General features: G+C 37.2%; 16 protein-coding genes. 14 read left to right on the forward strand and 2 right to left on the reverse strand.

Features of this window, described 5'->3' with window-relative positions; genetic code table 11:
- Nucleotides 1-99 precede the first annotated feature (99 nt).
- The 11 genes from HQN83_RS09605 (at nt 100) to HQN83_RS09655 (ending at nt 16754) form a co-directional block, all read left to right on the forward strand.
- On the forward strand, nt 100-3156 hold the full coding sequence (locus HQN83_RS09605; protein WP_173090108.1) for a SusC/RagA family TonB-linked outer membrane protein: 3057 nt from the start codon (nt 100-102) through the stop codon (nt 3154-3156).
- A 24-nt stretch (nt 3157-3180) separates the two neighbouring features.
- Entirely contained in the window at nt 3181-4557 is a 1377-nt protein-coding gene (locus tag HQN83_RS09610; RefSeq protein ID WP_173090109.1) for a RagB/SusD family nutrient uptake outer membrane protein, read from the forward strand.
- 23 nt (nt 4558-4580) lie between these two features.
- Nucleotides 4581-5078 (forward strand): DUF5004 domain-containing protein, encoded by a 498-nt coding sequence (locus HQN83_RS09615; protein WP_173090110.1) that lies wholly within the window; start codon nt 4581-4583, stop codon nt 5076-5078.
- Between the two features lie 7 nt (nt 5079-5085).
- Nucleotides 5086-5862, forward strand: coding sequence for a hypothetical protein (locus tag HQN83_RS09620; RefSeq protein ID WP_173090111.1), 777 nt, complete (start codon nt 5086-5088; stop codon nt 5860-5862).
- Between the two features lie 10 nt (nt 5863-5872).
- A complete protein-coding gene (locus HQN83_RS09625; protein WP_173090112.1) occupies nt 5873-7336 on the forward strand; it encodes a SusE domain-containing protein in 1464 nt (487 codons plus the stop codon).
- Between the two features lie 122 nt (nt 7337-7458).
- Nucleotides 7459-9306, forward strand: coding sequence for a glycoside hydrolase family 13 protein (locus tag HQN83_RS09630; protein WP_173090113.1), 1848 nt, complete (start codon nt 7459-7461; stop codon nt 9304-9306).
- On the forward strand, nt 9307-9972 hold the full coding sequence (pgmB, locus tag HQN83_RS09635; protein WP_173090114.1) for a beta-phosphoglucomutase: 666 nt from the start codon (nt 9307-9309) through the stop codon (nt 9970-9972).
- Nucleotides 9973-10028: 56 nt separating this feature from the next.
- Nucleotides 10029-12344: a glycoside hydrolase family 65 protein gene (locus HQN83_RS09640; RefSeq protein WP_173090115.1), complete on the forward strand. Its 2316-nt coding sequence runs from the start codon at nt 10029-10031 to the stop codon at nt 12342-12344.
- 91 nt (nt 12345-12435) lie between these two features.
- Nucleotides 12436-13809: an MFS transporter gene (locus tag HQN83_RS09645; protein ID WP_173090116.1), complete on the forward strand. Its 1374-nt coding sequence runs from the start codon at nt 12436-12438 to the stop codon at nt 13807-13809.
- Nucleotides 13810-13827: 18 nt separating this feature from the next.
- Nucleotides 13828-15741 carry an alpha-amylase family glycosyl hydrolase gene (locus tag HQN83_RS09650; protein ID WP_173090117.1) on the forward strand — a complete coding sequence of 638 codons (1914 nt, stop codon included), beginning with the start codon at nt 13828-13830 and terminating at the stop codon, nt 15739-15741.
- 47 nt (nt 15742-15788) lie between these two features.
- Nucleotides 15789-16754 (forward strand): acetyl-CoA carboxylase carboxyltransferase subunit alpha, encoded by a 966-nt coding sequence (locus HQN83_RS09655; protein WP_173090118.1) that lies wholly within the window; start codon nt 15789-15791, stop codon nt 16752-16754.
- A gap of 555 nt (nt 16755-17309) precedes the next feature.
- Here the strand turns inward: HQN83_RS09655 and HQN83_RS09660 are convergent.
- Complete coding sequence (locus HQN83_RS09660; RefSeq protein ID WP_173090119.1) at nt 17310-20336, reverse strand: DUF2723 domain-containing protein; 3027 nt, start codon at nt 20334-20336, stop codon at nt 17310-17312.
- A gap of 734 nt (nt 20337-21070) precedes the next feature.
- Between HQN83_RS09660 and HQN83_RS09665 the strand changes: the two genes are divergently transcribed.
- The 3 genes from HQN83_RS09665 to pth all read left to right on the forward strand — a co-directional run bounded on the left by HQN83_RS09665 (nt 21071) and on the right by pth (nt 23319).
- Entirely contained in the window at nt 21071-22012 is a 942-nt protein-coding gene (locus HQN83_RS09665) for a ribose-phosphate pyrophosphokinase (protein ID WP_173090120.1), read from the forward strand.
- 56 nt (nt 22013-22068) lie between these two features.
- Nucleotides 22069-22647, forward strand: a complete 579-nt coding sequence (locus HQN83_RS09670) for a 50S ribosomal protein L25/general stress protein Ctc (RefSeq protein ID WP_173090121.1) — start codon at nt 22069-22071, stop codon at nt 22645-22647.
- A 111-nt stretch (nt 22648-22758) separates the two neighbouring features.
- Nucleotides 22759-23319: an aminoacyl-tRNA hydrolase gene (gene pth, locus HQN83_RS09675; protein ID WP_173090122.1), complete on the forward strand. Its 561-nt coding sequence runs from the start codon at nt 22759-22761 to the stop codon at nt 23317-23319.
- Here the strand turns inward: pth and HQN83_RS09680 are convergent.
- Nucleotides 23309-24898: a response regulator gene (locus tag HQN83_RS09680; protein ID WP_173090123.1), complete on the reverse strand. Its 1590-nt coding sequence runs from the start codon at nt 24896-24898 to the stop codon at nt 23309-23311. The two genes, pth and HQN83_RS09680, sit on opposite strands and share 11 nt — an antisense overlap.
- Nucleotides 24899-24909 lie beyond the last annotated feature (11 nt).

The raw sequence follows: 24909 nt of genomic DNA on the forward strand, positions 1-24909 counted from the left end.
TATAAAATTTTGAATTGTCATTGTTCGCGCTAAATTTACCATAAGTGTTACATACACTTAATGTTAACCAAATATTACACCATAAAAACGAGTTTAAATATGAAAGTATTTTACCTAAAAAAGCATTACCTTTTGGTGCTTTTGGTTTTAGCAGCACTTGGGGCAAAAGCCCAGACCGGTTCGCTGGTTGGAAAAGTACTCGATGAAGCCGGACTGCCCTTGCCAGGAGCCTCTGTACAGATTAAAAGTTCAAATAAGAGCACACTTACAAGTACCGATGGTACCTACAAAATTGTAGGATTAAACAACGGAGAAGTACTCTTGTTGATCAGCTATATCGGATATCAGCCCAAACAAGAATCTGTGAGGATTAACGGTAACACTGTAGCTAATTTTAGCTTGAAACCGGATAACCAAAGTCTAAATGAAGTGGTTGTTGTTGGTTATGGCACCCAAACCAGACGTGAGGTAACCGGTTCCATCTCTAAGATAACAGGAGACAAGTTGACATCTATTCCAACACCTAGTTTTGAGGCTAGCTTACAAGGACAGGCTCCTGGTGTGCAGGTAACTCAAGGTAGTGGGTTAGCCGGAAGCGGTTCTGTTATCAGGATTCGCGGTATTGGTTCAATTAGTGCTGGAGGAGATCCCCTTTATGTAGTAGACGGTATTCCGGTTACAGCGGATCCATTTATTGGAGGTAATCGTGGCGCGATGAACCAAAATCCTCTGGCAACTATCAATCCTAATGATATTGAATCCGTAGAGATTTTGAAAGATGCTGGGGCAGCCGGTATATATGGCTCACGTGGCGCTAATGGGGTTATCTTAATTACCACGAAAAGAGGGAAATTAGGCAGACCAACTATAAATTTATCTACAAAATACGGTTTAAGTACTTATGCAAATCGTCCTGAATTTGTGAATGGCCCTGAGTGGTTGCAATTGCGTCAGGAGGCTTGGACAAATGACGGCAATACAGGCTTGGCTCCTTTGCCAGGTGGTTTAAGCTGGGCGCAGGCAGAACAAAATAATACTGATTGGTGGGACTTATTAACACAAACTGGACGGAGCAACGATCAAAGCGCGTCTTTTACGCAAGGAACGGAAAAGCTGAAGACTTATGTTTCTGCAAACTACAGTAATAACGAAAGTTTCTTGAGGGGAAATTCTTATGAGAGGTATGGCTTCAGAACAAACATAGACGTAAAGCCTACATCTTATTTTGGAGCAAGCGTAAACATAGGTTATGATAAAGGAACAAATACCCGGGTAAATGCTGCTTGGGGGGGAGGACTTGGAGATGCCATGTCAACTGCTTTGCCAATTTATCCTGTATATAACGCAGATGGGACTTATTTCAGTGGAGGTGCAAATCCTGTAAGAAATGTTGACCTGTTAGATTGGAAAACAAAAAATCAGAGAACACTGGCAGGTTTAACTTTGGAATTTAAACCTGTTAAGAATTTAAGTGTAAAGCTGATTGGTAATATCGATAATATGGATATTAAAGATGATATTTTTACTCCAGCTTCTCTTAGAAATTCTACCATCGGAAATGCAAATTCATATCCCGTTAAGGTATTTAATAATACTTTGACTGCAACTGCGAATTATGATTTGCAGTTAACCGAGAAGAACAAACTAAATTTTCTCGTTGGTGCAGAAACTCAGAACTCATACCGAAACCTATTTACAAACGGAATTAGCGGAGATGCAAATGGGCCGTTTTCAAAAGACAAAGAAAGTTATAACAAAGCAGTAGCCAATTTAGCAGCTAATAATGCGCTAATTTATTATGCAGGTTCTAATAAGGACACTTTCAGATCATTATTTGCCCGTATTAATTATGCTTACGATAACAAATATTACTTACAGGTTTTAGTTAGACAGGATGGTTCATCTAAGTTTGGCCCAAATAATAAGTTTGGGACATTCCCTGCAGCTTCTGCATCCTGGTATATCAGTGAAGAAGACTTTTTGAAGGGTAATAAAGTTATTAGTAATTTGAAACTTAGAACAAGTTATGGGCTTGTTGGTAGTGCAAACTTCCCGCCTGGCCAATATTATCCACAGTTTCAATTTAAAGATAGCTACAATGGAAATCCTGTTTTATTTCCAACCAATGTGGCTAACCCTGATCTGAAATGGGAAGAAGGTCGTAATTATGATTTAGGTCTTGACTTTGGTTTGTTTAATAACCGGATCAGTGGAGAAATTTCTTATTACAATAAAAAAACAACGGGGGCTTTGCTTAACGGTGGAGTTTCACCATCTACAGGTTTCCCAAATGGCTACGTTAACGTTGGTGAAATCCTGAATGAAGGAGTTGAACTTAGCTTAAATACTGTTAATATTAAATCGGATAGTTTTAAATGGATAACCAGGTTAAATATCTCTAAAAATCGGAATGAGGTATTAAGTTTGGGTGCACTAACTCCAGATGCTGTAGGTGGTGGTACCAATGATACCCGGATTGCAATCGGGTATCCTATTGGTGTGAACTTTCTTGTACGCTTTAAAGGGGTTGATCCGGCTGATGGCTTACCTATTTGGTTAGATAAAGATGGTTATGAAACAAAAACATTTTCATTGGATAATAGAGTGCCTGCTGGAAAGATTCTACCTGATTATGTTGGTGGTTTAACCAATACCTTTAGCTATAAAGGATTTGAATTAAATACCTTGTTTACTTTCGCCATTGGAGGTAATTTGTACGATGGATCTGCAAAACGCCAGTTAGGGATTGTTACAGATTGGAATATAAGATCGGATATTTCTGATCGCTGGCAAAAGCCAGGTGATATTGCCAGATTTCCAAGACTAACGATGAATACTAATACTTATTCTGGTCTTTCAAGTGAATGGCAGTACAACTCGACTATGTTTTTATATGATGCAACATTTGTTCGCTTAAGAGAAGTAACATTGTCATATAACCTTCCTGTTAGCTTTGCAAATAAATTGAGGCTCCAAAATCTGAAGGTATTTGCCTCAGGCATGAACCTACTTACCTTTAGTAAATACCCAGGGGGCGATCCAGAAATAGCAAGAGATTTTGAGAATCCACAGGACAGGAATTTAAGTCCGAATGTTACTTATTTAACAACCCCACAGCAAAAGAGCCTGACATTTGGGTTGTCAACTTCATTTTAATTATGAACTATAAAAGCTAAGAAGATGAAAATCAATTATAAAAATATTTTAAAATCGGTGATTGTACTATCTGTACTGGCAGGGACTGGGACTGGCTGTAAGAAATTTTTAGAAGCCCCCCCTCCCGAATCAATTCCTAAAGAAGTGGCGTTGGCCGATGAGGCAGGAGTGAAGTCTGTAATGAATTCAGCATACCAAATTGTTGGTGGAGGAAATATGTTTGGGGGTAAGATTCAGGCTATTAATGAAATGTTGGCTGATCAATTAGAAGGCATATTGTTTAATGGTGATTTCGGTGAAATTTATGGCCGTAAAACATCAGTGTTTGGTGCTTACAAAAATGATATGTACCAAGATATGTATCAAGCTATTTTTAGAGCCAATACTGTTTTGGAGAATCTTGATAAGGCAACTACGATGCGCGATAATCTTGAAGGACAGGCTAAATTTATTCGAGCCCTTTCTCATTTTGAATTAGTAAAGTTGTTTGCGCAGCCGTATGGCTTTAGTTCTGATAATAGTCATCTAGGTGTTCCTTTAAGATTAAATACAGCTATTAATGCCGGTGTTAGAGCCACAGTAAAGCAAGTTTATGATTTGATCATAGAAGATTTGAAAGCCGCTGAAATTAAACTACCAGAGGTTAATGGTGGCTATGCAACCAAGTGGGCTGCTAAAGCCCTATTAGCTAAAGTTTATTTTCAAATGAACGATTTTAACAATGCCTATGCTTATGCCAATCAGGTGATTGAAAGCAAAAAGTTTACATTGGATGCAACTTATTCACTTCGGTTTTCCGAGGCTGGATCAGCAGAAAGTATTTTTCAAATTATAAGTACCAGGGGAGCTTATGAAGCAGGAGGAGAATTACGTACTCAGTTTAGATCAGATATTAGTCTACCTACTATGAAATTTACATCAGCTTTTTATGCTTCTGTAAATACCTCTTCAGATGTACGAAAAACATGGTTTAACGCTGTGAAATATCCTGGCAATATTGTTATAACCAAATACAACAGTGATAGATTTAATGTGCCGGTGATTCATCTTACTGAAATGAAGCTAATCAGAGCCGAGGCAGCTGCCGAAAATAACGCCAATCTGGATGTAGCTATTAAGGATGTTAATGACATTTTGAATAGGGCGTATGCAGGTACAAAAAGTATTCCTTCAAACTCAAGTGCTGCATTGATAAAAACAAATGCCCGTTTTGAGCACAGTATCGAAATGGCTGGAGAAGGCAATAGAATATCAGAGATTAAAAGGATTGGTGCCAGAGGAGAAAATGTTGATAAAAGAGGTTCAGTTTGGAACTGCCCAGGATTTGTCCTTCAGTTTCCTCAAGGAGAGATGGCAACTAACACAAGTTTTCAACGCAATCCAGAAGGCAATTGTTTTTAATCTAAATTTTAAAAGATAAACGTATGAAACGTATTCAATATATTCTATTCGCCATCTGTATTCTATCGATATGGAGCTGCAAGCCTGAAAAGTTTGCCCCGATTGGCGAACCCCAAAATGTTGTTAAATCTATTCAGGGTACATGGGGATTAACTAAAGTGACACAAATTGACCAGGATGCTAATACAAAGGGTTTCCCTTATAAACAGTTAGACATTACTGCTGTATATCCTTATACTGATCTAGTACTTGCATTTCAGGGTGATGCGGAAGGGAATCCTTCTACATTTACCATCAATTCGGGTAATTCACCTCAAATAGCAGAGTTAACTTCAGGTAGCTGGACTGTAGATGATGCAAAAGCACCGTCTATCATTTCTTTAAAGAATGGGGAAGTAACTAATAGTCTAAGCATAGGTTCCTATGTAAGCCTTAAGTCAGGCAAGTTGATTATCAAAAAAGATAAAAAATTGAATGGGAAAGTAATTCTTTCTTATCAGTATGAATTCACTAAAAAGTAACCTGATCATGAAAAAAATATTATTACTAATTATATGCAGTTTTGGTGCAATGTGGGCGTCAGGACAGGGAAAGGTTACTTTTAGTCCGGCAACATTTACCTCTGAGGATGAAGTAACCATAACATTGGATGTTACCGGTACACCATTGGCAGGAACCAATGATGTTTACATATGGGCCTTTTCTAATGATGGCGTGGGCGGTGGTAAAGATGCTACTACCAACGGACAGTGGGGTAGTTCATCGGAGGATGCGAAGATGACTAAGACAGCTACCAATATATTTACATTTAAGTTTACCGCAACAACATTGTTTGGTCAGAGTCCTGCTGAGCTCATTAACTTCGGGTTTTTAGGTAAAGCTAAGGACGGTTCGAAACAAACCCCCGATTATAAGCCATTTAAGTTTGATCCCTTAGTATTTACTGCTTCACAATTCAGACTATTTCCTGCAAAACTGGATTATACGGATATGGCGACGGTATATTTTCATCAGAATCTGGCTACCGATATAAACCTGCAAAGAATGGCCAATATAAAAGTATCACTTAGCTTTTATGATGCAGCTGGTAATGTCGTTGGTTCAAAACAAGGTATTGCTATAGTAAAGGAATCAACTATTCTGTTCTCCTCATCTTTTATACCTGGAAGAGTGATTACACTACCTGCAGGAACCAAATTGAGCAAGTTTACCTACCAGTTTACAGGTACGGTAAAAGATGCTAATGGCCTGGATATACCTGCCAATGGTCCTGTTACAGAAGTGATTTATACAGTGTTCAATTAATCTTAAGGCGATGAAATACAAAATATTATATACACTTCTGGCATTTGGAATAATTGCATGTGGGTGTAAAAAAACAACGTTTGACGAAGCATCGAAGGGTGAGGCACTAGGTGCTTTTGCGGTAACAGCTCCAGCTAACAATACCATGCTGGTCTTAAATTCGGCCACCCCGAATAAAGCAATAACAATCACTTGGTCGGCTGCTAAACCAGGGGTAAATACCGCACCAACTTATAAATTTGTTGCCGCTTTAAAAACAGGTTCAATTGAGCAGCCTATTGTTGAATTCCCGTCGGATAATGGTGGTAACGCGACTAAGCTAACTTTAACGCAAAAGCAACTGGATGATGCTTTAAAAGCCAAAGGCATTGCCGATGGTGCTAAAGCTGAATTGATATGGCGAGTAATTGCCGACAATGGTTCGATAAAAGTAAATGGAGATACCTTTAATATTTCTATAACCAGATTTGGTGATGGTGTATCTAACTTTATATTGTATGGGCCGGTTTCAAGTGCGGACGTAATTACCATCAATCCGATTTTAACTGCACAGTCATTAAACTTTAAATGGCAGAAATCTTTTGCAGGAAAAGCTGGTGCAAGCGTAACTTATAAGGTGAAATTCATAAAACCTGATGGAAGTTTTACTACACCATTGTTCGAATTTACATCAAACAATAGTGGATTGGATTCTAACTTATCTGTAAGCTATAAAGATTTTGATGCTGCGCTTACTGCTGCGGGCTTAGCGGATCAGTCAGCTATTGCTAAATTAAAGTGGAGTGTTGAGGCTACTTCTGGTACTTTCACTAAATTCTCTGATTATACAAATGACGTTTCCATTTTAAGAGATGTAAACCTATATATGGTTGGTGATGCTTCTGAATTTGGTTGGGACAACGGCAATCCAACTTATATGTATCGTGATGAGACCGACAGAGGGTCATATATCTATACTGGATATTTAAATGCCGGCGACTTTAAATTTATTACTGTTGTTGGCAGTTGGGATACCCAATATGGCAATAATGGTAGCAACGGTGTATCTCTCAAAGCTAAAGGATCTGACCCTGATCCGGGAACTTATAAAGTAACAACTGCGGGATTTTATACAGTAAAGATCAATATAAATGCTATGACTTTCTCTATCACTCCTTACAGTACCACTGGAGCAACAGTATATCCTTCTATCGGAATTATTGGGAATTTTAATGGTTGGGGTGATATTACTGCAATGAGCAAAACGGCATTTAATCCACATATCTGGATGATTACCCAAATATTCGCTGCCGATACGGAGCTGAAATTCAGAATTGCTTCAGGTTGGGATGTGAACTGGGGTTCTGCTCCAACAAATAAAGAAGGTAAATATGGTAAAGGCGTTAGAGATGGAAGTAACCTGATTGTGAAGGCAGGGACCTATAAAATCCTATTCAACGATTTGACCGGTGACTATATTTTCTATACGAAGTAATGTGATTCGAATAAAAATGACATAAAGGCGTCTTCATCCTGAGCTTAAAATACAATGAGCTCAGGATGATATCACTTGAAAAAAGAAGTTCTTAATACAATTGACACGTAACCCATTTTAAAATGAGAAAGATACTTATTGCCTTATTTTTTACCCTTTTTGCCAATTGGTCTCAAGCGCAGCAATTAGAGCGTATAGAGCCAATGTTTTGGTGGGTTGGGATGAACAACCCAAAGTTACAGTTATTAGTACATGGAACTGATATTGCTACTTTGGATGTGCAGTTAAATTATCCAGGGGTTAAATTGGTAAAGGTAAACAAGGTTGAAAATCCAAATTACTTGTTCCTTGATCTTGAAATTGCTGCTGAAACGAAGCCAGGTAAATTTCCTATTGCGTTTACAAAAGGGGACAAAAAGAAATTGCAGTATGTGTATGAACTTAAGAAAAGAGAAAATGGCCCTTCCCGTATTCAGGGTGTAACCAGTAAGGATCTAATTTATTTGTTGATGCCTGACCGCTTTGCAAATGGTGACCCTAAAAATGATGTGATAAAGGGAATGCGAGAAACCAAATTGAATCGTGATTCTATGTATTATCGTCACGGTGGTGATATCCAGGGCTTGATTAATAAGTTGGATTATTTGAAAGATCTTGGTGTAACAGCAATATGGATGACTCCGGAAATAGAAAATGATATGCCTTTGGTTTCATATCATGGTTACGCTGCAACCGATCACTACAAGATCGACCCGCGTTATGGCACTCTAGACCTTTATAAGACCTATGTAGATAAAGCACATCAAAAAGGCTTGAAGATTGTAAAAGATATTGTACATAATCATATGGGTACAGGACATTGGTTTTACAATGATATGCCAATGAAAGATTGGGTAAATCAATGGCCGGTATACACACAAACTAGCTATCGAGATGAACCTGTTATGGATCCTCATGTATCTGAAGCTGATAAAAAGAAAATGCTAGATGGTTGGTTTGTGCCTTCCATGCCTGATTTTAATCAGAGAAATCCGTTTGTACAAAACTACATTACTCAAAATCATATTTGGTGGGTAGAGTATGCAGGTATTGATGGGTTGAGATTGGATACTTATCCTTACAACGATCCTGACTATATGAAAGACTGGGCACAAAAGATAAAAGCAGAGTTCCCAACACTTTCCATCTTTGGTGAAACTTTGGTTCATACAGCTGCGGCTCAAGCCTTCTTTACCGGGGGCAACACTGTAAACCGTGGTTTTGATACAGAGTTGCCAGGTATAACTGACGCAGTAATTAAAAATGCTATTTATGAGGCGTTGAATGGTAAAACAGGCTGGACAGATGGCATTTTTAGACTTTATTCAACCCTGGCGCAAGATTTTCTTTATCAGGATGCCGACCGTAATGTCATTTTTATGGATAACCATGATATGAGTAGGTTTTATTCTATGGTAAATGAAGATATCGACAAGTTTAAATCTGGGATCGCCTTATTATTAACCATGCGTGGTATACCACAATTGTATTATGGTACAGAGATATTAATGAAAAACTATTCTAATCCTGATGGTTTGGTACGCTCTGATTTTCCTGGAGGATGGCCGTCAGACAAATCAGATAAGTTTATTGAATCGGGTAGGACTGCACAAGAAAACGAGGCTTTCAATTTTGTGAAAACGCTTGCCAACTACCGTAAAAGTAACACTGCTTTACAAACAGGTAAATTAATGCAGTATGTGCCAGAAAACGGGATGTATACTTATTTCAGGTACCAACCTGAAGGTGGTAAAACGGTTATGGTGATTGTAAATGTAGATGATCAGGCAAAGAGCCTAAATACCTCTCGATTTGCAGAACGAATAGAAAAGGCAGTTTCTGCAACAAATGTCATCACTAAAGAAAGACTCGATAACATAAAATCTATTACTGTACCTGCTAAAACAACGTTGGTACTTGAATTAAATTAAATGAATAATACTATCAAAAATATGGCCTGCATATTTGATCTGGACGGTGTATTGGTAGACACTGCAGTATATCATTATAAGGCCTGGAAGCAATTGGCAAATTCTTTGGGATTTGATTTTACCCATGCACAAAATGAGCAGTTGAAAGGAGTAAACCGTATGTGTTCTCTTGATATGATTCTTAAATGGGGAAACTTAGATAAATCTGAATCAGAGCGAGAAGAACTGGCTAGTTTAAAAAATTCATGGTATGTAGCTATGATTAGCAAAATGACTATAGCCGAAGTTTTACCTGGTTCGTTAAAGCTATTACAGGATTTGAAGGAACAAGGTGTTAAAACCGCATTGGGTTCTGCCAGTAAAAATTCGGCGCTCATTTTAGAGCGTACCGGCTTGGTAGATTTTTTTGATGCTATTGTAGATGGTAACGCAGTAACTAGCTCCAAGCCAGATCCGGAAGTGTTTGTAAAAGGAGCCGAATTACTTAAGGTAGCAAATAAGGATTGCGTTGTTTTTGAAGATGCCATTGCAGGTGTACAGGCAGCTATAGCAGCAGGTATGAAGATTATAGGAGTTGGTGAAACAGGAAATTTACCAGGCGCACAGTTGGTTATTAAAGATCTCTCAGCAATTACAATTGAGGAAATCTTGTCATTGTACAATTAATAAATATAAAAAGTAAACCAGAGTAACAACAGGTTGTATATCAGAGTAGAATAAAGATGAAGAATTATATAAAAGCAGATGAGTGGAATATTATTGAGGACGGTTTTGATCCTCATCTAAATAAAATATCAGAAAGCTTGTTCAGCATTGGTAATGGCCGTATGGGGCAACGTGCTAATTTTGAAGAAGCCTACTCTGGAGAAACCTTGCAAGGTAATTATGTGGCGGGTGTTTATTATCCAGATAAAACCCGTGTAGGTTGGTGGAAGAACGGTTACCCAGAGTACTTTGCTAAAGTGCTAAATGCTGCGAATTGGATTGGCCTTGATATTAAAGTTGATGATGAAGTTCTTGATCTTAATGTTTGTAGAGTATCTGCTTTTAAACGGGTACTGAATATGAAGGAAGGTACATTAAGTCGGAGTTTTACAGCTGAACTAAAAAATGGGAAAGTAGTACGTGTTGAAGCTATGAGGTTCTGTAGTATTGCTGATGATGAATTAGCGGCTTTACATTATTGCATTAGTCCGGTTAATTTTGAAGGAATAATCACAATCACTTCTTTTATTGATGGAGACGTGAAAAATCAGGACGCAAATTATGATGAAAAATTTTGGAATGAAGTAAAGCAACAGCAAGATAGTAATGCAGATTACCTGGTTTTACGGACCAAGAAAACCGAGTTTGATGTTTGCACCGCAGGTAAGTCGATTGTACTTTACAATGGTAAAGAATTGAGTCTGGATGTTGTAACTAAAGATAAATATGTTGGCAGGACAGTTAATGTTCAGATTAAAAAGGGAGATTCCGTAAATATTTATAAAATAGTGACAACGCTTTCTTCTCAAAATTATGAGAAGGGGCAATTGCTAGCAGTTGCTGAATTAAAGCTTGGGAAAGCTGTAAATAAAGGTTTTTACAAGTTATTGAAAGAGCAGGTGTTAGCCTGGACGGTAAAATGGGAAGAAAGCGATATCATCATTAATGGTGACGTGGCGGCTCAACAAGCAATTCGCTTTAATATCTTTCAATTGAATCAAACGTATACAGGTAAGGATGCAAGATTGAATATTGGTCCAAAAGGCTTTACTGGCGAAAAATATGGAGGTTCTACTTATTGGGATACAGAAGCATATTGCATTCCCTTTTATTTGTCAACTGCCCCAGAAGAGGTGGCTAAGAACTTGCTGGTTTATCGTTATAAACAATTGGATAAGGCTATTGAAAATGGAGCAAAGTTAGGTTTTATTGATGGTGCTGCTTTGTATCCAATGGTGACTATGAATGGTGAAGAATGCCACAATGAATGGGAGATCACGTTTGAGGAAATCCACAGGAATGGAGCAATAGCTTTTGCTATTTTCAATTATATCCGTTATACAGGGGATGAAAGTTATCTTGCTCAATATGGATTAGAAGTATTAATAGGGGTTGCTCGTTTCTGGAAACAACGTGTAAACTGGAGTGCTGATAAGAATAAATTCGTAATGCTTGGTGTAACAGGGCCTAATGAATACGAAAACAACATTAATAACAATTGGTATACAAATAAACTAGCCGCTTGGTGCTTAAGATATACAATAGAAGCTTCATCTGTTGTAAAACAGATTGCTCCTAAGGAATACAAAAAAATAGTAGCTAAGACCAGATTGGAAGAAGAGAAAGAATTTAGCGATTGGACTGCTGTTGCCGATCAAATGTATTATCCTTATGATGCCAAAGCAGATGTTTTTCTTCAGCAAGATGGGTTTATGGATAAGGAGCAGATATTGGTTAAAGATTTACCTGCGGAAGACCGACCTCTTAATCAAAAGTGGAGTTGGGACAGGATATTACGATCATGTTATATTAAGCAGGCTGATGTGCTACAGGGAATGTACTTCTTTGAAGATGATTATGACTTGGAAACGCTAAGGAAAAACTTCAATTTTTATGAAAGCCGAACAGTTCATGAAAGCTCATTGTCGCCATGTGTACATAGCATTTTGGCAGCAAAACTTAACGATGAAGAGAAAGCATATGAGTTTTATCTGCGTACCGCACGTTTAGATTTGGATGATTATAACAATGATACCGAGGATGGATTGCACATAACTTCTATGGCAGGTACCTGGATGAGTATTGTAGAGGGCTTTGCAGGAATGAGGGTTCGTAATGGACAATTAGTATTCAATCCCTTTGTACCAAAAGCATGGAATTATTTTTCCTTTAGCATAGGATTTAGAGGTGTTCAATTAAAGGTGAAAATTACTGCTGATCAGGTTCGGATTATAAATGGTTCTAATCAGATATTGGAAATAACTATATTTAATCAGTCTTATACTTTTCCTTCTGGTGAAAAGGCAATTACTTATAATGAACAATTGGTATGATTACGCTCATCAAAATTACATCGCCAGCTCATCATACAAGTACAAATACTGCCGGTTTCTGCGCAGATTATAGAATTTTAATACGACTTAAATGAGTTTAAAAACACTAACCGAAAATCCAAAGCTTAGTTTAGTTCAAATTATTAACATGAGTGTCGGTTTTTTCGGTATTCAGTTTGGGTGGGACTTACAACGTGCCAATATGGGGCGCATTTATGAGAATCTTGGTGCAAATCCAGATCAGGTGCCACTTTTGTTCTTAGCTGCGCCATTAACCGGATTACTTGTGCAGCCTATAATTGGTTATTTGAGCGATCGGACATGGCATCCTAAATGGGGGCGGAGGAGGCCTTATTTTATGGCTGGTGCTATTATCAGTTCTATAGCCTTGGTGTTTATGCCACATAGTAGTGCATTGTGGATGGCTGCTGGTTTACTATGGATTTTAGATGTTGCAGGTAATGTGGCAATGGAACCTTTTAGGGCTTTCGTTACAGATAAATTACCAGACTCCCAGGTAAACAGAGGTTTTATTATGCAAAGTATGATGATTGGCCTTGGCGGAAGTATTGCATCGGCTTTGCCTTGGTTAATGAACAATGTTTTTCATTTGAGTAATACTGCAGCGCAGGGGCATATCCCGGAAAATGTGAAATTCTCGTTTTATATTGGTGCCTTCTTTTTTTTGTCAGCAGTACTGTACACTGTTTTTACAACTAATGAATATCCACCTGCTGATGTTGATTATAAAGAAAAAGTGTTGGAGAGTAACAAGGGTTTTGGAGCAGGAGCAAAAGAGATTTGGCATTCTTTATTGAACATGCCTAAAAGGATGCAAATCGTATCATTGGTTCAGTTTTTTACATGGCCAGGCCTGTTTTTAATGTGGTTTTATTATACTACTGCCGTTGCTGTAAATGTTTTTGGTGGTAAAGATGCCAGTGATCCTGTTTATGCGCATGGGGCCGATTTTGGGAGTTTAACTTTGGCTTATTATAGTGTTGTTACTTTTTTGTTTGCACTTGTTTTGCCCAAAATAGCTGATAGACTAGGCAGAAAGACTACACATGCTTTATGCTTGTTATGTGGTGCAATGGGTTTAATTAGTGTGGCTTGGGTACATGATAAAAACATGCTTTATTTATGCATGACGGGGGTAGGGGTAGCCTGGGCAAGTATTTTATCTATGCCTTATGCGATGTTGAGCGGGTCTTTGCCTAAAGATAAGATTGGAATATACATGGGGATCTTTAATTTCTTTATTGTATTACCTGAGATAATTGCCTCCTTAGGCTTTGGGTGGTTAATGCGCGAAGTGCTACATAATGATAGATTGTTGGCTGTTCAGCTAGGTGGAGGATTAATGATTATAGCCGCTATTATTTGTTATGTTTTTATCAGAGAACCACGAAACATCGACCCAACTTTAGCGGACAAGTTTGCGATAGAAGAAAGAGATCAATAGAATTTAAACTTTAATATCATGAAAAGGATTTATCTGGTGGTGCTGATTTTATCGGCATTGGCCACTGCATGCAAAAAAGCTAAAGTTAGCCCCGAGCCCGAAATTCCGGTTACACCTGTAACTCCTGTTCCTCCGGTTAATAATGACTTACCTGTGGAGGCAAAGGATGGAGTCGTGTTTATTAATAATGGAACCTCTGCAATAGTCACCATTTATGCCCCATTAAAGAAGTCAGTCGCATTAATTGGAGAATTTAATAACTGGCAAGCTACAGTCATGAAAAATACTAAAGATGGAAATGTATGGTGGGTACAGGTTGATAACTTGAATCCTAATACAGAATATGCCTATCAGTTTCTTGTGGATGATAATTTAAAGGTAGCAGATCCATATTGCGAAAAAGTATTGGATCAATCTAATGATAGCTATATTGACAATACTACTTATCCAGGTTTAAAACCCTATCCGGTTGGGAAAACCACAGGTATTGTGAGTGTGATGCAAGGGAATAAGTCTCTATACACTTGGAAAAATTCGAACGGATTTATCAGACCTGCCAAAAATAATCTGGTAGTTTATGAACTATTGCTGAGGGATTTTACAAACGAACATAATTATGCATCTACTCTGGAAAAACTAGATTATTTAGTAGGGTTAGGAATCAATGCTATTGAATTGATGCCGGTAAATGAATTTGAGGGCAATTTGAGTTGGGGTTACAATCCTTCTTTTTACTTTGCTCCAGATAAATACTATGGAACAAAACCAGCCCTTCAGAATTTTATTGATGAATGCCATGGTCGTGGGATAGCGGTTATTTTGGATATGGTTCTGAATCATTCATTTGGTCAATCGCCTATGGTGCAACTTTATTTTGATCAGTCATCAGGTAAGCCATTAGCTACTAGCCCCTGGTTCAATTCCAATGCAACGCACCCTTACAATGTGGGCTATGATTTTAATCATGAGAGTAGTGCTACAAAAACTTTTGCTAAAAATGTAATGAAGTTCTGGATGCAGGAATATAAAATCGATGGTTTCCGTTTTGATTTGTCGAAAGGCTTCACTCAAAAAGCCTCAGTTGGTGATGAGGCTTTTAGTGCATATGATGCTGGCAGGATAGCAATTTGGAAGGATTATAATAATTATATTAGAAGTATAGATGCCAATAATTTTTATGTGATACTGGAGCATTTTGCTGATGCGACTGAGGAAAAGGTATTGGCAGATGAGGGGATGATGCTTTGGAATAATTTAAATGTAAATATGAATGAAGCAACCATGGGGTGGTTAAATAATTCTGATTTCTCATGGGCTTTCTTTGCAAAACATGGTTTTGGGAAATCTGAGAACCTGGTCAATTTTATTGAAAGTCACGATGAAGAGAGAACAATGTATAAGAACCTTGCTTATGGCAATGCATCCGCAACATACGATGTAAAAAACTTAGCGACAGCATTAAAAAGAGAAGAGATGGCTGCGGCTTTATTATTTGCTATACCTGGCCCAAAAATGATCTGGCAGTTTGAAGAATTAGGTTATGATATTAGCATTGATTTTAATGGAAGAACAGGTAACAAGCCTATACATTGGGAGTATTTTCAACAAAAAGAGCGAAAAGCGTTATACAATACTTATTCAAAAATCATCAATCTGAAAAAGAAGAATAACATCTTTAATGCAGTAGATGCGACATATAATCTTAGTTCAGGGATAAAATATGTTAAGCTCATTGAAGGTTCAAATACAGTGGTGGTAATTGGGAATTTTGATGTGGTAAGTAAGGAAGCTATTATAGACTTCGGTGCTGGGGGGACATGGTACGATGCAATTGGAGGTGGATCAATAACCTTATACGGAAATAGTTATAATAAAATATTGGTACCCGGGGAGTATCATATTTACAGCAGGACTGCCTTGAATGGAGGTTGAAATAAATAAGGTTTTTAAAATAAAATGTCTATTTTTACAGCCCGCTTATGGAACAGATAAAAACATCATTTGATTTTGAAAAGCCTTTAGCTGAACTTGTTCAGCAAATTGAGAAGGTTAAACAGGTTGCTGATAAGACTAAAGTAGACATGTCTGCTACCTTAGCAGAACTTGAAGACAAATTAGGACAAACGCAAAAAACGCTTTACAGCAATTTAACAGGCTGGCAAAAAGTTCAAATGTCTCGTCATGCTGAAAGGCCTCAGACTTTAGACTACATCAGCATGATTTGCGATGACTTTATTGAGATGCATGGCGATAGGACAGTTGGAGACGATAAAGCAATTATTGGTGGTTTTGCTACTATCGATGGTCAAACAGTAATGGTTATTGGTCATCAGAAAGGTAAAAATACCAAAGAGCGTCAGTATCGCAATTTCGGGATGGCTAATCCTGAAGGTTACAGAAAAGCACTTCGTTTAATGCGACTGGCCGAGAAGTTTAATAAGCCTGTTATTTCTTTTATAGATACGATGGGAGCATATCCTGGGCTTGAAGCTGAAGAGCGTGGTCAGGGAGAAGCTATTGCAAGAAATTTATTAGAAATGTCAGTGCTAAAAGTGCCAATCATTTGTTTTGTGGTTGGTGAAGGAGCGTCTGGTGGTGCCTTAGGTATTGGTATTGGCGATAAAGTATATATGTTGGAGCATACCTGGTATTCAGTAATTTCTCCGGAATCTTGCTCTTCAATTCTTTGGAGAAGTTGGGATTACAAAGAAAAAGCAGCTGAATGTTTAAAGCTGACTTCTGATGATATGTTCAAAAACAAACTTATTGATGGTATCATAAAAGAACCTCTTGGTGGTGCACATCAGAATCCTGAGCAAATGGCCGGAACTATCAAAAAACAGATTCTGGACGATTTGAAAGTGCTTACTAAAGAAAAAACTGAGAAAATGATTACTGCCAGGATTGATAAATTCTGCGCAATGGGAGTGGTTGTAGAAGGGTAAGCTCGCATTCTGCTCTTCGGCTGCATTAATTTGGCTCAGAAAAAGAGCCAAAAGAACGCTAGGCCGCTTCGCAGAAAACTCGCTTTCTAACCGATGCAAGGTTAAACCAACTTGGAGTAACAAGTTGAAAGGAGCAAACAAAAAAGACTCAGTCAATAATTAGTTCAAAGGAACAAAAGGATCAATAGAATAGATAAATAAAGATCAATAGAATAGATAAATAAAAAAGGCTTGCAATTTTAAAATTGCAAGCCTTTTTTATTTATCTATTCAGCTCCAGTCGTGGAATAAGTCATTTGTTGAGCTAACACACTTCATAGCCAATCAGGTAAATATCTATGTGTTGATCAATGTTAAATTTGAATCTACACATAGAGTTATTAAGTTTTAGATCTATAATAGATTTATGACAAAAAAAAGTTTCTGGCTTATTAACCAGAAACTTATCATTATGCTTTTTGGAACTAGAAAGCGAGTTTTTTGCGAAGCGGCCTAGCGTTCTTTTGGCTCTTTTTCTGAGCCAAATTAATGCAGCCGAAGAGCAGAATGCGAGCTTTACTGTTGTGCAAAGTACTGAGAGAACCGTCCCTCTAGTTCGTTAAATTGCTTGGTCAAAGCCTGACTCAATTTAACTTCCTTATTTGCTTCAGTGATTTTTGCCATTTGATTTAAGAACGACATACCAATCTGTACATTCTGTCCGCCAACATATTTGTTCTTGCTTTTAGATATATCTGCCAGGTAGGTAAGTTCCTTCTGTATATAATCAGCTGACTTTTCAATCAATGCATTAGCTCTTTTGGTATCATTTAAAGCGTAAAGGTTTTCAGCCATATAGTAAACCCCCATCATAGAGCGCATGCCGTAAAATTTATCAGGCATTACCTCGAAATAACGATTTGCTACCTTTTTAGCATCTTCAATTTTTCCTTCTTTAAGAAGCCCTGTAATGGCATTATTAAACATACTTGTAAAAATAGACACATCATCAGCAGATTGAGTATCAAGATAACGAGCATTCTTTACATTACCCCATTTGAACTTGTTCATTAGGTTATTGTATAGAACTGGAGTATTAATAAGATCGCTTTTTCCGGCAGCAGTATCTAATTTCAATGGAAGTAAGCGTATTGCCAGACCTTCATTATATAAATAGTTATCTAAGCCATTATATTGCTCTGATGGGACAGTACTAGCGAAATAGATTGGTCTTTTCCAGTCATTATGAACTAGAATATCTATCATTGCCAAGGTACCTTTAGTAACGTAATTTTTATTGAATTTCCATTCAATAACCGGAGCAATTTTAGCTGAATCTGCAGCACTAACTACACCATTTTTAATAACATCTGCACGGTTTACCGTAAGTTTAAAGTTTTTAGTAGGAATAAAGTTTTCTTTTGTGCCATCATTTAAAGGAACTTTATCTTCATCATTTTCAGAAGTTAATACCTCAAAAATGTTTTTTAACTCAACCGGGCCATTAATTTTGTAATCCTGATAGTACATTACATCTCTTGTGCCTTGTACATATTGAGATTCTTTCATTGATATAGGCAATGGCTCAGACCCGTTTTGCTTACGTTTCATGCCATTAATATACCAGTCGGTATCAAATAAGCTTAAGTTCACAAGTCTGATGTCTGGGCGTACATTTTCAACCTCTTGTATGTACCAAAGAGGGTAAGTGTCGTTATCACCGTATGTGAATAAAATTGCATTTGGTGCGCAGGATTCTAAATAATCAACCGCTATATCATGAGCAACAAGTTTTGTAGAACGATCATGATCATCCCATCCTTGTGCAGCCATAATAACTGGAGCAGCAAATAACCCTACCACTGTTGCCAAAGCAGCACCGGTTGCCGGAGTTAACTTTTTAAATAGCCACTCTTTTAAGGCCAAAGCTCCCAGGCCTATCCAAATGGCAAAGGCATAAAAGGACCCTGCATAAGCATAATCTCGTTCCCTTGGTTCCAAAGGTTTTTGATTAAGATACAATACAATGGCCATACCAGTAAAGAAGAATAATAGGGCTATAATACCTGCATCTTTTTGGTTGCGTTGGAAATGCCATATAGCACCAATTAATCCAAGTATAAGTGGTAGGAAGAAGAACCTATTGTAAGCATTATTGTCAACTATAGTCGGAGGCAAGTGACTCTGATCGCCCAAACGCATAGCATCTATTGGCTTGATACCGCTTAGCCATTGACCATCATAGAGACTTCCTTGTCCCTGTTCATCATTTTGTCGACCTACGAAATTCCACATGAAATAACGCATATACATCTGACCGGTTTGATAGCCAAAAAAGAACCCAATGTTATCAATTAGATTAGGGAAGTGGGTGTCATCCAAGCCCATCATATCTTTATAATATGCTACATGTCGGGGGTCATCACTATACATTCTTGGGAATGGCGTAGTTCTGTCGTACTCGTAGTCGGTTTTTTTACCAGCAGCTTCGTATTTTTCAGCACCTTTTCTGTATATAGTTTTACCTTGTTTAATATCAACTTTTTGAGAGTTATAATTCGGACCGAAGAGCAAAGGTCTGTCGCCATATTGCTCTCTGTTTAGGTAACCTAAAAATGAGAAAGCATTGTCTGGATCACTATTATTTAAGTTTGGATCTGCCTTAGCGCGAATAATGATCATTGCAAAAGATCCATAACCAAATATGATAAGTACGGTAGATAATAGTGCAAGGTTTAAGATTTTCTTTTGGTGTTTTATAGAATATCTAATACCCCATACAAGGCCTGTTATTAATAATATCGCAAAGAAAATAACACCAGAACCGAAACCGAAACCTAAAGTGTTTACAAAGAACAAGTCAAAATACGCCCCAAAAGAAACTACATATTGAATTATACCATATTGGATAAATGCTAAAATTAAAATACCAACTATTGCTGTTTTTACAATGCCTGCAGTTGTTGCTTTTTTAGTTTTTCTAAAATAATAAACAAAAGCAATTGCAGGTATGGTTAATAAGTTTAGTAAGTGGATACCTATAGATAGCCCCATAATATAGGCTATAAATAGTAACCATCTATCGGCACGAGGCTCATCAGCATGAGCTTCCCATTTTAATATTGCCCAGAAAACAATAGCTGTAAATAATGAAGATAAAGCATATACTTCAGATTCAACAGCAGAGAACCAGAAACTATCAGAGAAAGTGTAGGCAAGAGCACCAACAAGACCAGCTCCCATAATCGAGATTAGATTAGCTTTAGATATCTCTTCGTTTGCTTTTACTAAAATCTTTTTGGCCAGCGCAGTGATTGTCCAGAACAAGAATAGGATAGTAGCACCACTAGCAACTGCAGAACCAACGTTCATGAAATAAGCTACTTTAGTATTATCTCCAAATGCTAATAATGAGAAAAAGCGTTGTATCATTAAAAACAAAGGTGCACCTGGTTGGTGTACTACCTGCATTTTTAGAGCAGAGGCGATAAACTCGCCGCAATCCCAAAAGCTTACAGAGGGCTCCAGTGTTAAAATGTAGGTTAAAGTAGCAATTGCAAAACAGAACCAACCGGTAATGTTATTGATTTTTGAATAATTCATTTCGATATCAAGTAGTTACTAATATAAAGGCGATTAATTGCCTCCGAAAATAAAGAATAAGATTGATAATCGTATAATCTAATGGCGGCTTTAACAAATTTAACTTATCTCTATAACATAAATGTCTATTGCTATTAGGACAAGTTGTCTGTTTTTTGGGAAGTTGTTGGGGCTTTGCCTCCGCCCCTTCTAAACCTTACTAACCATAATACTATAGGAAATCTGGTGTGCTTTGTCTTAAATGTCATTAATTCCCGAGGTCTCATTTAAAAATAAATTGTGCAGAGAAGAGATTTTTTTCTGTCTGTTCGCAAATTTTAGTGTGTTTTTAGGATTGAAATTTTAAAAATCTAGAGGGCTAAAATCTGATTTTGTGCGGAATCTGAGGCAGTATGTCGCATTTGTGCTAATAAAAGAAAAAAAATATTTTAAAAAAGTGAGATATTAACTGTTTGATTTATTGGGAGTAATAAATGATCAAAACGAGTTGTTGTAAATTATTTCAATTTTTTTTGGCTCAGCCCTTGCAGAATTGAAAAATGTGCGTAGATTTGCATTCCCATTTCAAAGCAACCGTTTTTAAATGAGAGATTGTCCGATAGTATAAGGGTAGTACAACGGTTTTTGGTACCGTTTGTCTTGGTTCGAATCCAGGTCGGACAACTAAACAATATTCGGATTGTGAATTAAACCACAATCCGATTTTTTTTAACCAGTATTGAAACTTTTCAATAATGCCATTGCAATTTAACCCCGTTAAACTTTTCGCCGGTAGCGGTACTAAAGATTTAGCCCATAAAATTGCCGAAAGTTACGGCAAACCACTCGGTAGTGTAACCTTAAGCAAGTTTAGCGATGGTGAGTTCCAACCTTCATATGATGAAACAGTAAGGGGATGTGATGTATTCCTTATACAGTCTACTTACCAGCCTTCTGATAATTTAATGGAGTTGTTATTAATGATTGATGCTGCCAAAAGAGCATCTGCACATTATATAACAGCGGTTGTACCTTACTATGGATTAGCAAGACAGGACAGAAAGGATAAACCAAGGGTAGCTATTGGCGCCAAATTGGTAGCAAATCTTTTAAAATCAGCTGGTATCCATAGGATCATGACCATGGATTTGCATGCGGCTCAGATTCAGGGATTTTTTGATATCCCGGTTGATCACCTTGATGGTTCAGTAATTTTTGTTCCTTATATTAAAAGTTTAGGACTTGAAAATTTGACTATTGCTTCTCCGGATATGGGTGGATCTTACCGTGCACGTACCTTTGCTAAGTTCTTTAATGCTGAGGTAGTGATTTGCGATAAACGTCGTAAACGTGCTAATGAGATTGAATCTATGTCTATCATAGGAGACGTAGTGGGATTAGATGTGGTTCTAATGGATGACATTTGTGATACTGCAGGTACATTGGCTAAAGCTGCTGCTTTAATCATGGAAAAAGGTGCAAGAAGCGTTAGAGCTGTTTGTACACACCCTGTATTATCAGGTAAAGCATATGAGACTATTGAGAACTCAATGTTAACTGAACTGATTGTAACGGATACTATTCCTTTGAAACAGGAAAGTTCAAAAATAAGGGTACTTTCTACGGCTCCATTATTTGCAAAAGCAATTGCTAATGTGAATGAGCATGGTTCTATTAGTGACCTTTTTAACGTTTAATATTAACAACTATAATATAGAAACCGTAAGGTTTCAATACATTTAAACAACAAAAAATGAAAACAATCGCAATTAGCGGTTCTCCAAGAGAGAACGTAGGGAAACGCGATGCTAAAGAGCTTCGCTACGAAGGTAAAGTTCCTGCAGTATTGTATGGTGGTAAAGAACAAGCACATTTTGCTGTAGTAACTACTGAATTAAAGGATGCTATTTATACTCCTGAAGCTAACTTTGTTGAAATCACTTTAGGTGGTTCAAAAATCAAAGCTATCATCAAAGAATTACAATTTCACCCATTAACGGACTTATTATTACATGTAGATTTTCTTCAGTTATTTGATGACAAAGAAATCCTTATGGAAATCCCAGTTAAAATAACCGGAACTTCTCCAGGTGTTAAAATGGGTGGTAAACTAGTTCAAAAATTACGTAAACTTCGTGTTAAAGCATTGCCTGCAAACATGCCACAAACTATTGAAGTTAGTATTGCGAAATTAGAAGTAGGTAACCTATTCCGTGTTCGTGATCTTCAAAAAGGTGAATACGTTATTACTAACACTCCTGAAGATACTATCGTTTCAGTTGGTATGTCAAGAGCGTTAAAACAAGCAGAACAAGTAGCTAACAAGAAATAATTCGAATTAGCTAAACATAAAAAAAGCAGTACTAAGATAATTAGTGCTGCTTTTTTTGTGAAAATAGACTAATAGAAAACCTATGTCGTGTAAACTATTATCTTTGCAATAATGAAATACTTAATTGTTGGTTTGGGGAACATAGGCCCTGAATATGCATACACCAGGCATAATATCGGATTTAATATAGCGGACGAGTTAGTGAAACAGCTGGGAGGTACTTTTTCTAATTTACGACTTGCTTATTATTCTGAAGTTTCGTTTAAAGGGAAAAAAATGCACGTAATTAAGCCAACAACTTTTATGAATTTAAGCGGTAAGGCTGTAAATTATTGGATGCACGAGCTAAGAATTCCATTAGAGAATGTATTGGTAATTGTAGATGATCTCGCTTTACCTTTGGGGAAGCTTAGATTAAAAATGCAAGGAAGCAGCGCCGGACATAATGGCCTAAGAAGTATCGAGGGCTTATGCGGCGGACAAGGCTACCCGCGATTACGTTTTGGTATTGGTGATGACTTCCCAAAAGGCAGACAAGCCGACTATGTCTTATCAAATTTTGATAAGGATGAGCAACCGGAGTTGCCGGCACTTATAGATACTAGCATTGAATTAATTAAAAGCTTTGTAACTATCGGACCAGCAAAAACGATGACTGCCTTTAATAAGTAGTGGTGTATTTGGTTATTTTTTCGTGAAGGGTTACCAGTTCAAAAGGCTTACTTATTACATCATTTGCACCGGCATCCATAGCTGTTTTGGTGTCGGTTTCCATAACTGCTGCTGAGAAAGTAATAATTGGGATGTTTTCCTTTCCTTGAGCATAGCCTTCTCTAATCAGCTTTATAGCATCCAGACCATTTAATACAGGCATAAATGTATCCATCAGAATAAGGTCGTAATCATTCTCCTTAAGCTTATTGATTGCATCTTTACCATTCTCTACAACATCTGTATCAATCATCCAATCTTTTAAGATTTTCACAATTAAGAATTTATTGATGGGATTATCTTCAGCAACAAGAATTTTAATGTTATTAAAGGGAGTGAAGTTTTCTTTAATGACTTTTTGAACAGGGGATACCTCTTTTACAACCTCATACCAGTTTGTAAAACAAAAGGTACTTCCTTTGCCCTCTTCACTAAATACCTCCAAGTGACCACCTTTAAGTTTAGCCAGATTTTTCACTATAGATAAGCCCAAGCCGGTGCCACCAAATTTCACGGTAGTTTGCTCATCAGCTTGTTCAAAGGTTTCGAATATTTTGTCAATGTTCTCCGGAGCTATCCCAATTCCTGTATCTACTACAGAAAAGCGAACTCTAATATTATTGCCCTTATGGTCTATAATTTCTACTTTTAAGGTAACACCACCTTGAGATGTAAACTTTATTGCGTTTCCAATCAGATTCATTAAAATCTGGTTTAAACGCAATGAATCTGCAAGAACATGGGTAGGCAATTCGCGATCTATTTCAATATCTAAGTCAAGTTTTTTTTCTTTGGCTCTTATGCGTAAAAGATTAATGACTGAATTGCATATGTTCACAATGTCGGTAGGAGTTCGGTTAATTCTAAACTTACCAGCTTCGATTTTTGATAAATCCAATATATCATTAATAACACCCAATAATGAACTAGAAGATATTTCAAGTAAAGAGATCATTTCTCTTTGCTCCTCTGTTAATTCCGTTCTTTCTAACAAATGAGCCAAACCAATAATCCCATTAATAGGAGTACGTATCTCATGACTCATATTGGCAAGAAAGTTTTCTTTTATTCTTTTACCTTGTTCAGCTTCTTCTTTAGCCTTTATGAGCTCTTTCTGATAAGCTTCAAGTTCTTTATTCTTCGCCTTTATTTCGCGTTGATTTCTTACAAACTGAATAAATGAATCAACTTTTGCCGAGGTAATAAAAGGATCAAGTGGTTTGTACAAATAATCAACTGCACCTGTATTTAATCCCTTTACCGCATATTTTGTTTCTTTAGAAATAGCGGTAACAAAAATGATCAATATGTCTTTAGTACGAGGGTTGCTTTTTAGTATTTCAACAAGCTCAAATCCGTCCATTTCTGGCATTTGAACATCAACTAAGGCTATGGCAATATCCATTTCCCAGGATATTCTAAGCGCTTCATTTGGATTTGTTGTACTTATTAAATTAATATCATTTCTCTGCAATAGAGCCTCAAGCGCTATTATATTTTCAGGTCTGTCATCAACAATCAATATGTTAATCTTCTCCATGGTTTATCTAA

The organism is Pedobacter foliorum (assembly GCF_013266735.1).
In the GTDB taxonomy this organism is placed as follows: Bacteria; Bacteroidota; Bacteroidia; order Sphingobacteriales; family Sphingobacteriaceae; genus Pedobacter; species Pedobacter foliorum.

Bases quoted from the DNA above. Each gene is read 5' to 3' on its own strand.
- HQN83_RS09605 (WP_173090108.1), top strand. From the start codon at position 100: ATGAAAGTATTTTACCTAAAAAAGCATTACCTTTTGGTGCTTTTGGTT.
- HQN83_RS09610 (WP_173090109.1), top strand. From the start codon at position 3,181: ATGAAAATCAATTATAAAAATATTTTAAAATCGGTGATTGTACTATCT.
- HQN83_RS09655 (WP_173090118.1), top strand. From the start codon at position 15,789: ATGGAACAGATAAAAACATCATTTGATTTTGAAAAGCCTTTAGCTGAA.
- HQN83_RS09660 (WP_173090119.1), bottom strand. From the start codon at position 20,336: ATGAATTATTCAAAAATCAATAACATTACCGGTTGGTTCTGTTTTGCA.
- HQN83_RS09630 (WP_173090113.1), top strand. From the start codon at position 7,459: ATGAGAAAGATACTTATTGCCTTATTTTTTACCCTTTTTGCCAATTGG.
- HQN83_RS09640 (WP_173090115.1), top strand. From the start codon at position 10,029: ATGAAGAATTATATAAAAGCAGATGAGTGGAATATTATTGAGGACGGT.
- HQN83_RS09670 (WP_173090121.1), top strand. From the start codon at position 22,069: ATGAAAACAATCGCAATTAGCGGTTCTCCAAGAGAGAACGTAGGGAAA.
- HQN83_RS09615 (WP_173090110.1), top strand. From the start codon at position 4,581: ATGAAACGTATTCAATATATTCTATTCGCCATCTGTATTCTATCGATA.
- HQN83_RS09645 (WP_173090116.1), top strand. From the start codon at position 12,436: ATGAGTTTAAAAACACTAACCGAAAATCCAAAGCTTAGTTTAGTTCAA.
- HQN83_RS09620 (WP_173090111.1), top strand. From the start codon at position 5,086: ATGAAAAAAATATTATTACTAATTATATGCAGTTTTGGTGCAATGTGG.
- HQN83_RS09650 (WP_173090117.1), top strand. From the start codon at position 13,828: ATGAAAAGGATTTATCTGGTGGTGCTGATTTTATCGGCATTGGCCACT.
- pgmB (WP_173090114.1), top strand. From the start codon at position 9,307: ATGAATAATACTATCAAAAATATGGCCTGCATATTTGATCTGGACGGT.
- pth (WP_173090122.1), top strand. From the start codon at position 22,759: ATGAAATACTTAATTGTTGGTTTGGGGAACATAGGCCCTGAATATGCA.
- HQN83_RS09625 (WP_173090112.1), top strand. From the start codon at position 5,873: ATGAAATACAAAATATTATATACACTTCTGGCATTTGGAATAATTGCA.
- HQN83_RS09665 (WP_173090120.1), top strand. From the start codon at position 21,071: ATGCCATTGCAATTTAACCCCGTTAAACTTTTCGCCGGTAGCGGTACT.
- HQN83_RS09680 (WP_173090123.1), bottom strand. From the start codon at position 24,898: ATGGAGAAGATTAACATATTGATTGTTGATGACAGACCTGAAAATATA.